Below are 13,207 nucleotides of genomic sequence, written 5' to 3' on the forward strand. Positions count from 1 at the left end.
GTCTTTTTCCCGGATTATGTGTGTTTTTTCCCGCATTTCCGCCTGTTTACGAGGCTGGCGGAAGCGTTGGGATTGCGGGCGGTTGGGGACGATAGGGAGAATTGTCGGACTGGAATAAATTGTCTGTTAACACTATATTTAGTGTTTGCAGGCAGGTTCGGCGCTAGATAGTGTGAATTTCCCTCACGTGAGGGAATCGGAAAAAAATCAGTTTTGAGGGACCCGCGGGTTCGTCGGCGCGTTGGACAGGCACTTCGCAAGGAGTTTTGACCAGCAGGGCCGGCGGAGACTGCAAATGGAGAGCCGGCCGTTTTCGAACGCCGGCAGGCGGCGGACATGCGCGTTTCGCATGGGGGGCAGAAATCCCCTGACGAAAGCGCTATATATAGACAAAAGGGACCGGACCAATGCGCATCGAGCGTCGTTTCACCAAGCAAGGACAATCTGCCTATGCGGAGATCGAATTCCGCAAGGCGCTTTCGGAGATCAAGAATCCGGATGGTTCGGTGGTGTTCCGCTTGGACAATATCGATGTGCCGGCGCAGTTCTCCCAGGTCGCCGCCGACATCCTGGCGCAGAAATATTTCCGCAAGGCCGGTGTCCCGGCACGGCTGAAGAAGATCGAGGAGAACGACGTCCCCTCCTTCCTGTGGCGCTCCGTCGCCGATGAGGCCGAGCTTGCCAAGCTGCCGGAAGCCGAGCGCTATGGTTCCGAGATCGACGCCCGCCAGGTCTTTGACCGCCTCGCCGGCACCTGGACCTACTGGGGCTGGAAGGGCGGCTACTTCAAGGCGTCTGAGGAAGACGCGCGCACCTTCCGCGACGAGCTTGCCTACATGCTGGCCACCCAGCGCGTGGCGCCGAATTCGCCGCAATGGTTCAACACCGGCCTGCATTGGGCCTATGGCATTGACGGCCCGAGCCAGGGCCACTTCTATGTCGACCCGTTCACCGGCAAGCTGACCAAGTCGAAGTCCTCCTACGAGCATCCGCAGCCGCATGCCTGCTTCATCCAGGGCGTGCAGGACGACCTTGTCAACGAGGGCGGCATCATGGACCTTTGGGTGCGTGAAGCGCGCCTGTTCAAATATGGCTCCGGCACCGGTTCCAATTTCTCGCTGCTGCGCGGCGAAGGCGAAAAGCTGTCCGGCGGCGGCCGTTCGTCCGGCCTGATGAGCTTCCTCAAGATCGGCGACCGCGCGGCGGGCGCCATCAAGTCGGGCGGCACGACGCGCCGCGCCGCCAAGATGGTCATCGTCGACGCCGACCACCCCGATATCGAGGAATTCATCGACTGGAAGGTCAATGAAGAGCAGAAGGTCGCCTCGCTGGTGACCGGCTCCAAGATCGTCAAGAAGCATCTCGAAGCGATCATGAAGGCCTGCGTCAACTGCGAAGGCAATGCCGACGACTGCTTCGACCCGTCGATCAACACCGCGCTGAAGCGCGAGATCAAGGCGGCCAAGAAGTCCGCGGTGCCGGAGAACTACATCTACCGCGTCATCCAGTTCGCCAAGCAGGGCTACAGCTCGATGTCGTTCAAGACCTACGACACCGACTGGGATTCGGACGCCTACCTCACCGTTTCGGGCCAGAACTCCAACAATTCCGTGTCGCTGAAGGACAATTTCCTGCGCGCCGTTGAGGATGATGCCGACTGGCACCTCACCGCCCGCAAGGACGGCAAGGTCTTGAAGACGCTGAAGGCGCGCGACCTGTGGGAAAAGATCGGTTACTCCGCCTGGGCTTCCGCCGATCCGGGCCTGCATTTCAACACGACGATGAACGACTGGCACACCTGCGCCTCCGCCGGCGCGATCCGGGCGTCCAACCCGTGCTCGGAATACATGTTCCTCGACGACACGGCCTGCAATCTCGCCTCGATCAACCTGCTGCCCTACCGCAACGCCGACGGCACCATTAATATCGCCGCCTACGAGCACACGGTGCGGCTGTGGACGATCGTTCTCGAAATCTCCGTCATGATGGCGCAGTTCCCGTCGAAGGAGATCGCCAAGCAGTCCTATGAATACCGCACCCTCGGCCTCGGCTATGCCAACATCGGCGGCCTGCTGATGACATCCGGCATTCCCTATGACTCCGACGAGGGCCGCGCCATCTGCGCCGCGCTCACCGCGATTATGACCGGCACGGCCTATGCCACCTCGGCCGAGATGGCCGCCGAACTCGGCGCCTTCGCCGATTACGACCGCAACGCGCAGAACATGCTGCGCGTCATGCGCAACCATCGCCGCGCCGCCTATGGCGAGAAGCAGGGCTATGAGAAGCTGGCGGTCAATCCGGTGCCGCTGGTCGCCTCCGACCTGAAGCAGCAGGACCTGGCCGTGCACGCCAAGGCCGCCTGGGACCGCGCCATCGAGCTCGGCGAAGAGCATGGCTATCGCAATGCGCAGGCAACGGTGATCGCGCCGACCGGCACGATCGGCCTGGTGATGGATTGCGACACCACCGGCATCGAGCCAGACTTCGCGCTGGTCAAGTTCAAGAAGCTGGCCGGCGGCGGCTACTTCAAGATCATCAACCGCGCCGTTCCGGAAGCGCTGCGCACGCTCGGCTACTCCGAAGCCCAGATCGGCGAGATGGAGGCCTATGCAGTCGGCCACGGCAATCTCAACCAGGCACCTAGCATCAACCCCGGCGCGCTCAAGGCGAAGGGTTTTACCGACGAGAAGATCGCGGCGCTCAATGCGGCGCTGAAGTCGGCCTTCGACATCAAGTTCGTCTTCAACCAGTGGACGCTGGGCGCCGACTGGGTGAAGGAGACGTTTGGCTTCACCGACGAGCAGCTCAACGACTTCTCGTTCGAGATCCTGCCGGCGCTGGGCTTCTCCAGGAAGGACATCGAGGCCGCCAACATCCATGTCTGCGGTGCGATGACGCTGGAAGGCGCGCCCTTCCTCAAGGCCGAACACCTTGCCGTGTTCGACTGCGCCAGCCCGTGCGGCAAGATCGGCAAGCGCTCGCTGTCGATCAACAGCCACATCCAGATGATGGCTGCAGCACAGCCCTTCATCTCCGGCGCCATCTCCAAGACCATCAACATGCCGAACGATGCGACGGTGGAAGACGCCAAGGGCGCCTACATGCTGTCGTGGAAGCTGGCGCTGAAGGCCAACGCGCTCTACCGCGATGGCTCGAAGCTGTCGCAGCCGCTCAACTCCTCGCTGCTCGCCGATGGCGAGGACGACGAGGACGAAGCCCTCGAGCAGCTGATCGCCGCACCGGCGGCAGCGCGCGCGGCACAGATCACCGAGCGGATCGTCGAGCGCATCATCGAGCGCGTGTCGCGCGAGCAGGAAAAGCTGCCCGGACGCCGCAAGGGCTACACGCAAAAGGCCAAGATCGGTGGCAACACCATCTTCCTGCGCACCGGCGAATATGACGATGGCCGTCTCGGCGAGATCTTCATCGACATGAACAAGGAAGGCGCGACGCTGCGTGGCCTTCTCAACAACTTCGCCATCGCCATCTCGCTCGGCCTGCAATATGGCGTGCCGCTCGACGAATATGTGCACGCCTTCACCTTCACCAAGTTCGAGCCGGCCGGCATGGTGCAAGGCAATGATGCCATCAAGAGCGCGACGTCGATCCTAGACTACGTGTTCCGGGAACTGGCGATTTCCTATCTCGGCCGCAACGACCTCGCCCATGTCGACCAGTCGGACTTTTCCAACACCGCACTTGGCCGTGGCATCAGCGAAGGCAAGACCGACGCGGTCTCCAAGGGCCTGACCCGCGGCGCCTCGCCGGTGAAGCTGGTGTCGCGGGTGAGCGGCAACGATCCGAAGGGTTTTGCGGCGGCTCCCTCGGGCGCCCCTGCCCGCTCGGCGCCGACCGCCTTCTCCGGCTCCAACGTGCTGGCGCTGAAGCCGGCCAGCGACGAAGCGGTCGCGTACAAGCGTGACTATGAGGAGCGGGCAAAGGAACTGGCCGAGGACATCGCCTTCGAGGAAGCAGCGGGTGCTGCTTCCGACACGACGGCGGCGCTGTTCACCGACGCGGCGGCCAATGAAGCGGCCGAGGCAAAGAAACTCGCCAACGACCGCCGCGCCAAATCGCTGCTCCAGGGCTACACCGGCAATTCCTGCTCAGAGTGCCAGAACTTTACGATGGTGCGGAACGGGACTTGCGAGAAGTGCGACACGTGCGGCGCCACGAGCGGGTGCAGCTGAGGAATTCTGACGCGCTAAAACGCAATATCATCGGCCCGGTCGCAAGATCGGGCCGATTTGTTTTTAAGGGTCGTGATCCGGTGCGTCCCCCTTCTCCCCTTGTGGAAGAAGGGAAGAGGCGCCCACCCAATGCGGATCAGGCTCAGACCGACCTCACCCCTATGGCAATACCTGCAACGTCTGCTCATCGAACAACGGCTCGTCCTGGCCGATGCGGACGAACAGCAGCTTGCGCGCCGCACCCGCTGGCACCTCGAAGTACTGGATGCCGTCTGGCATTTCGCCCCAGTCGCCGCAGGGCGGATCGGGGATCTCATTGGGATCGGCCTTCGCTTCCAGTTCTTTCGCGTACGCAACGTCGGGGTGGAACGTGTAGCGTTTGACGCCGGCGGGCACGTTTCCCTCGGTGTAGGGCGCCAGCACGCAGCGGGCGCTGACGGCCGCGTCGGTCTTTTCCAGAAATAGGCGCTGCAAGGCGGCTTCGGCGGTTTCGCCGGACCTGATGTCATACAACTCGACAAGCGGGTCGGCGTCTCCACCATCGCTGTATTTGATGGCGAGCGCGTTGCCGGCGAACTCGAAATGGATCTGGCGGAAGCCGAAATCGCAACGCTGCACCCAGGCGGCAAGCCCGACATTTTTGTCTGTCAGCCTTTCCCATACGCATTTGTCGATGGGCGGACGCGATGGCACCGGCTCGTCTGCACGCGCCAGGGCGGATGTCGCCACGGACGCAAACAGGGCGCAACTCCAGACGATCGATTTCATGGCGCTATTCATCGCTGCATCCTGTCAAAGTGAAGGCATCCCATACCGAGCCATCCGGATTGGCATTGGCGAAATCGGCCCATTCGGTGAAAGCGGCGCCGAAATCAGGCAGCAGCATGCCTTTCGGCGCCGGTGTCGCTTCGCTGGAGTTCAACTGCTCGGCGCCGCCTCCGGTCAAGGCATAGACTTGGCCCTGCCATATCCTGCACAGTCCGCTGCCGTCCTGCAGGCCCGCTTCGCGATCGTCGTCGGTGCAGGGGTGGCGGATGGTGCCAAGCGGAAACGAATTCTTGCCGTTGGTCCAGGTGATGTCGGCCGGCAGGCTCGTGTCGGTATTGGGCACGGTCAGCGAAAACACCTCGGTCGTCGCCGCTGCCGGCTCGTTGGCAAGCGGCCGAAATTGCATGACGGCACCCGAGCGCGGCTCCCGATAGGTGGCGTGACTCAGCAGACATTCCCCGGCGCTCGCCGCCTGCATCGGACCGAGCAGGCCCAGGAAAACGAAGGCCAATTTGCGGGTGATCATCAAAAGTCTCTGGGAAAGCGTTGCCTGGGTGGGACTGCCCCGCACAGTCGCACTATCCGCGCAAAATCATAAGCGAAATCCCGAGCCGCCGCTTTTATCCGCACCCGGACGAAAACTTCCCTCGCAAATTCCAACAGACTGTATGGTCGAGCGCACTGACCGAAGGAGAAAGCCTGGTGATGCGGCGTTTGGTGATGACGATGGCAATATCCGTATTCGCGGTTGGTCCGGCGCTGGCGGTGGCGCCCTATGTCGGGGCGTGGTCCGGTGACAGGTTGAACTGCCACGCGGCCGCCGACATCCAGCGCCAGACTTTGTTCACCGTGGATCAGGCGTCGCTGTCGCTTCCCGAATTCGGCTGCGAGCAGGCGACGTTTCGCAAAAATCCGACCGGATGGGCGGTGCATGCCAGCCAATGCTACGGCTCGGATCCGTCACTCAAGGAGCCGTTCACGCGCGTCATCCATATCGAGAGGCATGGCGCCACGCTGCGGTTCACCTGGCCCGGCTTCGACAGCGGCCCCCTCGTCCGCTGCTGAGTATCCGGCGTCTCAGAACAGCCCGACCAGAAACGCGGCGCCGCCGAGAAAACCAGCCGAACAGACCCACAACAGCCAAAGCCCGCGCACCCGGCATTCGAGCACCGCCGAGGCGGGGTTGGCGGGGTCATAGTGCACGTCGACTTTGCTGCCTTCGACATATTCTCGTGCCTGACCGCCGACGAGGCCGGGCAGCGAGGCCGTCACGGTTCCGCCGAAGGTCACACGATCCGCGCTGTAGCGCTGGCCGGCGACGTCATAAGAGTAGACGATGCGGGATTTGAAGACGGTGCGCCAGCGTCGATAGCCTGAATGGCTTCGCAGCGCCTGCAGGCCCGAGGACTCAATGCGGCCGGCGGCGATCGGCCATTTTGCCGCCTGCTCGGCAAGCGACTTCTGGGCGAAACCCATGCTCAGGATGAACAGTCCCATGAATAGCAGCAGCGCTCCCGCACCTAGATTTTGCGGCTTGGGCAGATGCGGCCCGATCGCCTCCAGCAGACCGCCGACGGAAAACACCAGCACCAGCGCGCCGATCACCAGTCCGGCCGAAAGCTGGACCATGAACTTGAAGGCGCCGTCCGGCAAGGTGCGCTCGATCACGGATTTGCTCGGATCGGCCGGATTGTAGAAGACAGTCACCTCCGCGCCGCGGGGAAACTGCGCGAGGGTCTCATTGACTTCGAAATTCCCCAAATTCTCCTTCACGCTGTAGCGCGAGCTTTGAAATTTCTTGCCGCCGACCTTGTATTCAAAGGTGATCGCCGGAAAATTGCGCATTTCGGTGGTGTCGGTACTGTCCGAGCCAACGCCCGAGCGTCTCACCTCACGGGCTTCAACGCGCGACGAGATGATCTTTCCTGGTGTCGGCAGCCAGCGGCTGAGTGCCTTCACCTCGCGCCATTTAACAAAGGTGATGAGCGACAGGCTGCCCGCGATCACGCAGGCAAAGCCGACAAGCATAATCTTGAGTTCCAACTCGTCTCCCCCCAGGAGTGCAGGAACCTGCACATAGACAACACGGCGACAACAATGTCTTGTTTATTCGCAAAGTCGGGACTTGAACGCTGGCAAGTCTCAATGCGCCGCGTGGCCATGGAAGCGACAACCCTGCGCTACATCCCGAATGACGTTGGTCGCGTCAGCAGCCTGCATGGGCACGTTCCGCCAGGACATCATGCCGGCTGACGAGCCCCCTGTACGCCGTGCCGCAATCGTTCTTGAGCATCCAGTCCTCGACATCGGCTACGGCGGCCGTCATCCTGCGCCCTTCACATTTCTGGAAGACAACATGATCGATCATATCACCATCGAAGTGGGTGACCTGAAGAAGAGCAAGCTCTTCTATGAGTCCGCTTTCGCTCCCCTGGGGTATCGCCTTTCCTTTGGCAAAGAGGGCGTGTTCTGGGCTTTTGATGTCGGCAAAGGCTGCCTGTTCGAGATCCAGCGAACGGACGAGAAGCCGCCGCTCACCCATCTGCATGTCGCTTTCCGGGTCGGCAGCAAGGCAGAGGTCGATGCGTTCTATCGGGCAGCACTGGAGGCCGGTGCGAGAGAGAATGGAGCACCCGGCCCGCGGCCGAACTATGCGGAAAATTACTACGCCTGCTTCGTGCTTGATCCCGATGGCTACAACATCGAAGCGATGATCAACGAGCCATGATGCGCTCGAGACTCAATCCTTGAACGTGACGTCGTAACAGTCCGCGTCGCGTCATGACGGCCTCACAGCCAGGAACGTGTTCCATTCTTCGCGATCGCGGCCGACGTTGAAATCATCCCTGATAAGGACCAGCCCGGCGCTTTCGATACGGGCCGCGAAGTCGTCCCTGCGCCAGTAGACGGTATGATATTCGCCTGATGTCTCGCCATCGCCATTGCGCATAGAGACGAGGAAGGCGCCGCCTGGCCGCAGCGATCCGGCTATCTTGGCAAGTACCTGGTCGGTTTGGTCGCGAGGCACATGGATCAGGACGCACAGGGCCAGCACTGCGTCGTAGGGGCCGCCGAGATCATCGGTGATGAGATCGAGAAGCTCGCCGTGCTTGCCGCGCGCGGCCTGCAGCTCAAGAAACCGCTGTGTTGCGTCGGTGCGCCGAACGTTGACGCCTAAACTCTCCAGAAAGTCCGCATCGTATCCCGGTCCCGACCCGACTTCCAGAATCTGGCCGCCTGTGCCGGCGATCGCCACAAGGCGCTTTAGCGCCGCCTGCTCTCTCGGGTTGGGAACATGCCGCACGATTGCATCATACTGTTCCGCATAATCCTCGTAGGAGGAGATCGTTTGACGGTTCTTTGCCAGGGCCTCTGCAGAAACGCTCATCTTTTCCTCCCTTGCATTCCATGGTGGTCAAAGAGCCGGACACTTCCTCAGCGGATGCTGCCGGCGGAAGCATGGCCATCGAGCATGCCGATATCACGCAGGAAGTGGTCCGACAGGCAACGGTGGTCGAGAAGGCCGCGCGTGCGGGGCCTGAACGGAGCGGTGAAGAGGTCGAGCATGGGACGACGAAGCGTGGAGTAGAGGGTGGTGGTCATTGCCGTGTCCTTTCGGGTTCGAGTTGATGACCAGAGTATGCAGCTTTGCTGGCTTGGTTTCCAATCGAACGTCGCGTAGCATGCATCAGGAGGATTGATGCGTAATGAGCTGGGAGCTACCGCCGTTAGGCGCCATTCGGGTGTTTGAAGCTGCAGCAAGGCTGGGCAGTTTCACCAAGGCGGCCGAAGAACTCGGCATGACCCAATCAGCCGCGAGCTATCAGATCAAGGTGCTGGAAGAACGCGCCGGAACGCCGCTTTTCGTAAGGAAAACAAGACAGATCGCCTTGACTGACGCCGGGCAGCAGTTGGCGCCGCACGCAACCGGCGCGTTTTCAACCCTGGCTGATGCGTGGGTCGCCACAAAGGGTGGAGCGACAGGCGTGCTTTCCGTCACGACCATGGAAACATTTGCATCGAACTGGCTGGCCGTGTGGCTTGGAACATTCCAGCTGATGCATCCCGACCTCGCAGTGAAGGTGAATACATCGTCCCGGCTGGTCGATTTCACGCGCGAGGACATGGATATCGGGATCAGAACCGGCACCGGAAAATGGTCCGGCCTGACAGCGCATTATCTGTTCAAGGCGGACTACACGCCAATGCTCAGCCCAAAACTGGCCGAGAGCGTGGGCGGTATTCGCCACCCTGAGGATCTCTACAAGGTGGCGCTATGCTGCGCCACGGATCCCTGGTGGAAAATCTGGTTCGAAGCAGCCGGTGTACCGTTCGAGCCCCATCGGGTCATCGCGGGTCCGATGCTGGGGTCGCAGGCTTACGATGCGATGGCGGCACTGACCGATCAGGGCGCTGCCATCCTCACCCGCAACATCTACAGCGCGCTCCTGGCAAAGGGACAGTTGATACAGCCGTTTGAAGTCCTCGGATCCGACGGCGATGGCTATTGGCTGGTGCACTCCGAAAGCCGCCGCAACACGCCGAAGATCAAGGTGTTCCGGGACTGGGTCCTGGCCCAGACCGCGGACATACGGGAGAGTGAAGCACGCCGGGCCTGATGGGCTCAGTCGGCGTCGGCGACGGAAACCCGTCCGCCGGCCCAGGCGCGCCATTGCCGTTCGTCGCCGTGGAAGACGTTGAGGTCGATGCGGCCAGTGACGCCATGCGACAGGCCGGAGCCGGAATACTGCCAGAACAGCCATTTGCGGTCGGGATAGACCTTCGACGGATGCCGCGCCACCGCGCGCAGCCAGAAGGGATAATCGAGGAATTCGCCCCTGAGATTGTCGCGGTAGAAGTCAGGCGCGGTGTAGATGATGGGCCGCTGGCCGTAATGGCGCTCCAGCTTGTCCATGAACACCTGCATCTTTTCCAGCACCTTTTCGCGCGACGGCCGCCGCTTGCAACTGGATTCGCCATTATACTCGACGTCGATCACCGGCGGCAGCGCGCCATCCATCTTCGGCACATTGCGGATGAACCAGTCGGCCTGCTCGCCCGCCGTGCGGCACCAGTAGAAGAAATGATAGGCGCCGCGCTTCAGGCCGGCGGCATCGGCATTGCGCCAGTTCTTCATGAACATCGGATCGAGATGGTCGCCGCCATCGGTCGCCTTGATGTAGGCGAAGTTGGCGCCCTGGGCGCGCAGCTTGTCCCAGTTGACGTTGCCCTGCCAGCGCGAGACGTCGACGCCATGCACGGCGAGGTGCCGGGGCGAGGACCGGCCGAAATTGATCGGCTTGGCGTCGCGAAAGCCGTAACGGGTGACCGGCCCGGCAAGCATAGCCGGGGCGGGACGCGTCAGGAGCCTCGGCGGCGACACCAGCGCGGCCGGCTCGACCGGCAGCCCGCCGACATCCGGCGCTTCGGGATCGGGCACTTCGGGCGGCGCAAACGCCGCGGTCTCTTCCTCCTCCGCAAGGCTGAAGGGCCGGGTTCTTTCCGCCGGACTGTTTTCAGGCACGGCCGCCATTTCGACCCTCGGCGCCCTCCTGGCCATTGCAGCCGGGACGGCGGCGATCGGCGCGGGCGGCCGGATCACCGAACTGGTGGTCTCGTTGGACGGTTTCTGCAAATCCAGCGCATCGACGCCGGCCGTCGACGAACAGCCGGCAAGGCATAGCGATGCGACCAAGAAACTGATGACGCCCGGAATCCGCATCTGGACCTGTACTCAAAACACAACAGACCGAGGGCGAAACGACAGCCAACGGACAAACCAGATCAGTTATGAACGAGAAATTACCAATAAAGTTTGAATCAATTTTTTTCGCGTGCGCCAGCGCCGAAATCTGGCTCCCGGAGCAAGCGATCGGCCAACCTTGTGAAGCCAGTTGGTAAAGCCGCTAGGACTTTCTGAAGACGCCGATCATTGGCCCCAGATTCCAGTAGTCGTCATTGCGACCGATGGCCGGAGCGAACAGGCTGGATATCGTGCCGTCCAGAAACAGCGCATTGTCGCAGCCGAGCGCGTCGCGGAAAAGGCGGGCGAAGGCATGGAAAGTCACCGTGCCGTTCGAAATGGCAAAGACGGCGACGCCATCCTTTCGCACGCCGACACCGTCGCGGGTCTTGCGCGAGGTGCTGTCGGCCTGGAATTTCGGATGCAGCCGGCCGTCGATCACCAGCATCGGCCCGGATTGCGTCGCATAGTCGAGCGGCGGCCGTTTTTTCACAAACTCCCTGGCGGAGCGAACCGCGGCCTTGCCGTTGCTCATGTAGAAAATGCCGTTCGGCTGCATGGAAAAATTGCCGCTTCCCGAACCCGTCTTCACCGAGGCCATTTCCTTGCCGCGTTCGACATAGAGACCGACCGGGTCGAGGTTGGGGTGATACATGCCGGCATTGATGGCAAACAGCATGGTGCGCCCTGCGGCCTGCTGCGCGGCATTGAGGTTGTGCAGCGACTGAAACGGCTTGCCCGCCGGATCTTTCCAGAACAGTTCGACCTGATATCGTTTCGGATCGACCTCGCAAACGAGATAACTGGTCGCCTCAAAGGCAAAGTCCCGGCATGGCGGCAGCGTGGCGACCCATTCGCCGAATCCCATGCCAAGTGCCGCCACCGACGGCAGCGCGCCCTTGGCCAGCGCCAGCAACAGCGGCAGCGATTGCAGGAGGGTCAAAAAATCCATGCGCGTACCGGAATCCAAGTTGAGAGTCCGACGCGGATATAGCCTGTTTCAAGCGATACTGTGGACAGGCCCTAAAGCGCATCGCGTTGAACGGACTGAGCGACGCGCTTTAGGTCTTGTTTTGTGCATGTCGTTTTCCCAAAACCGGCGCCACTTTTGGGCGACATGCATCAGGCAAGCCATCCCATCGCCACACCCAGCAGCAGGACAACTCCGAGCAGGCCGCGATAGATGACGAACGGCCAGGCCGAAAAACGCTCCAGCACACGCATCAGGCCCCATATGGCGAAAAAGGCCGAAACCGAGGCGACGACCAAACCCACCGCCAGAACCGACCAGCCGTGCGCGTCGAGATGGACCTTGTGCAGTTCCCAAAGCTCCTTGAGGCCGGCGAGCGCGATCGCGGGCAACCCGAGCAGGAACGAGAACCGCGCCGCCTCGGCCCGCTTGAAGCCGAGCCCGAGCGCGGCCGTCAGGGTCGAGCCCGAGCGCGAGACACCAGGAATCAGCGCGCCGATCTGGGCGACGCCGACGAGCAGCGCATCGGCCAACGACGCTTCGCCCATGCTGCGTCGGTGACTGGCAAAAATCTCGGCCAGCGCCAGCAGGATCGCCATGGCGATGCAGGCCCAGCCGATCACGGTCAAGCTGCGCAGCGGCGAATTGCAGGCGTTGAGCACCCCCGACAGCGCCACTCCGGCGATGACGATAGGGATCGTCGCCAGCACGATCCACAATGCCAGCCGGAAATGCCGGTCGGCGAAATCGCGTCGCGTCAGGGAGTCGAGCGAACCGAACAGGATGTCCCTGACGTTGCTCCAGAAATAGCTGACCACCGCGGCAAGCGCCGCAAGCTGCATGGCGGCGGAGAAGGCAGAACCCGGATCCTGCCAGCCGAGCACGGCCGGCACGATGCGCATATGGGCGGTCGATGAAATCGGCAGCAATTCGGTGATGCCTTGCACCACGCCAAGAAACGCCACTTTGGCGAATCCCAAGCCGACAAAGCCAGTGTCGACGCCTTGAGTGCAGATGTCGGCCAATGTCGAATTCCATGTATGAGAGATCGGGCTTGCGCAGGACCGACCAGTTGTCGGTCAATCCCGGGCAAGCCTTATCGTCATGGACCGGATAATCAATTTACGGATTTGTAAGCTGGCGGTGGTGCGCCGAAATGCGCAGCGTTCATGGCCCGGCCCGCCTTGGGCCGGCTTTGAGTGTTCATACGGGAAATCGCAACGCGATTATGGGCAGAGCCAGAGTTTCTGGCATGTCCTGGCAATCACATGCGCCGGCGGTACGACAGGCTCGTCGACGGCAGGCCGGCGAGCCCGTTCGAGCAGCATGCGCACCTGTTCCGGGCGCACATGAGCGCGCTCCATCACAAGCAGAACCATCGGATCGCTCAAAAGCTCGTCCAGGGTGCTGATGCTGTCGTTCATCGGTCGTCTCCTCGAATGCCGTGCCCGCGCCCCTTAAATAGGGAGACAATGATGGCCCGCCAATGACGCTTTGCCGGCTATCTCGTGTCCCTTTCGATTAAATTTTGGT

13 protein-coding genes are annotated in these 13,207 nt (G+C 61.7%); 4 read left to right on the forward strand and 9 right to left on the reverse strand.

Features of this window, described 5'->3' with window-relative positions; all coding sequences use genetic code 11:
- Positions 1–407: 407 nt before the first annotated feature.
- Positions 408–4,193, forward strand: a complete 3,786-nt coding sequence (locus tag AC1RZR_RS23935; protein ID WP_481826179.1) for a vitamin B12-dependent ribonucleotide reductase — start codon at positions 408–410, stop codon at positions 4,191–4,193.
- Positions 4,194–4,352: 159 nt separating this feature from the next.
- Here AC1RZR_RS23935 and AC1RZR_RS23940 read toward each other — a convergent pair whose 3' ends face one another.
- Positions 4,353–4,973 carry a hypothetical protein gene (locus AC1RZR_RS23940; protein WP_481826180.1) on the reverse strand — a complete coding sequence of 207 codons (621 nt, stop codon included), beginning with the start codon at positions 4,971–4,973 and terminating at the stop codon, positions 4,353–4,355.
- Positions 4,966–5,487 (reverse strand): hypothetical protein, encoded by a 522-nt coding sequence (locus AC1RZR_RS23945; RefSeq protein ID WP_481826181.1) that lies wholly within the window; start codon positions 5,485–5,487, stop codon positions 4,966–4,968. The genes AC1RZR_RS23940 and AC1RZR_RS23945 overlap by 8 nt, the downstream gene beginning before the upstream one ends.
- A gap of 179 nt (positions 5,488–5,666) precedes the next feature.
- On the opposite strand from AC1RZR_RS23945, the gene AC1RZR_RS23950 reads away from it, so the two are divergent.
- Positions 5,667–6,026 carry a hypothetical protein gene (locus tag AC1RZR_RS23950; RefSeq protein ID WP_481829108.1) on the forward strand — a complete coding sequence of 120 codons (360 nt, stop codon included), beginning with the start codon at positions 5,667–5,669 and terminating at the stop codon, positions 6,024–6,026.
- Between the two features lie 12 nt (positions 6,027–6,038).
- Here AC1RZR_RS23950 and AC1RZR_RS23955 read toward each other — a convergent pair whose 3' ends face one another.
- The gene (locus AC1RZR_RS23955; protein WP_477275243.1) at positions 6,039–7,004 is read right to left on the reverse strand and encodes a DUF3592 domain-containing protein; all 966 of its coding nucleotides are present in this window, start codon (positions 7,002–7,004) and stop codon (positions 6,039–6,041) included.
- A gap of 313 nt (positions 7,005–7,317) precedes the next feature.
- Between AC1RZR_RS23955 and AC1RZR_RS23960 the strand changes: the two genes are divergently transcribed.
- Positions 7,318–7,689, forward strand: a complete 372-nt coding sequence (locus tag AC1RZR_RS23960) for a VOC family protein (protein WP_477275830.1) — start codon at positions 7,318–7,320, stop codon at positions 7,687–7,689.
- Between the two features lie 51 nt (positions 7,690–7,740).
- Here the strand turns inward: AC1RZR_RS23960 and AC1RZR_RS23965 are convergent, their stop codons facing one another.
- Both AC1RZR_RS23965 and AC1RZR_RS23970 read right to left on the reverse strand, forming a co-directional pair.
- A complete protein-coding gene (locus tag AC1RZR_RS23965; protein ID WP_477275245.1) occupies positions 7,741–8,349 on the reverse strand; it encodes a class I SAM-dependent DNA methyltransferase in 609 nt (202 codons plus the stop codon).
- A 47-nt stretch (positions 8,350–8,396) separates the two neighbouring features.
- Complete coding sequence (locus AC1RZR_RS23970) at positions 8,397–8,564, reverse strand: hypothetical protein (protein ID WP_477275247.1); 168 nt, start codon at positions 8,562–8,564, stop codon at positions 8,397–8,399.
- A gap of 104 nt (positions 8,565–8,668) precedes the next feature.
- Between AC1RZR_RS23970 and AC1RZR_RS23975 the strand changes: the two genes are divergently transcribed.
- Positions 8,669–9,580, forward strand: a complete 912-nt coding sequence (locus AC1RZR_RS23975) for a LysR substrate-binding domain-containing protein (protein ID WP_481826182.1) — start codon at positions 8,669–8,671, stop codon at positions 9,578–9,580.
- A 5-nt stretch (positions 9,581–9,585) separates the two neighbouring features.
- Here the strand turns inward: AC1RZR_RS23975 and AC1RZR_RS23980 are convergent, their stop codons facing one another.
- From AC1RZR_RS23980 to AC1RZR_RS23995, 4 genes are all read right to left on the reverse strand, one after another.
- Positions 9,586–10,683: a glycoside hydrolase family 25 protein gene (locus AC1RZR_RS23980; protein WP_481826183.1), complete on the reverse strand. Its 1,098-nt coding sequence runs from the start codon at positions 10,681–10,683 to the stop codon at positions 9,586–9,588.
- A 184-nt stretch (positions 10,684–10,867) separates the two neighbouring features.
- Positions 10,868–11,656: a phosphodiester glycosidase family protein gene (locus AC1RZR_RS23985; RefSeq protein ID WP_481826184.1), complete on the reverse strand. Its 789-nt coding sequence runs from the start codon at positions 11,654–11,656 to the stop codon at positions 10,868–10,870.
- A 170-nt stretch (positions 11,657–11,826) separates the two neighbouring features.
- On the reverse strand, positions 11,827–12,699 hold the full coding sequence (locus AC1RZR_RS23990; RefSeq protein ID WP_481826185.1) for an undecaprenyl-diphosphate phosphatase: 873 nt from the start codon (positions 12,697–12,699) through the stop codon (positions 11,827–11,829).
- A 201-nt stretch (positions 12,700–12,900) separates the two neighbouring features.
- Entirely contained in the window at positions 12,901–13,098 is a 198-nt protein-coding gene (locus AC1RZR_RS23995; RefSeq protein WP_477275257.1) for a hypothetical protein, read from the reverse strand.
- Positions 13,099–13,207 lie beyond the last annotated feature (109 nt).

Source organism: Mesorhizobium bavaricum (assembly GCF_056781655.1).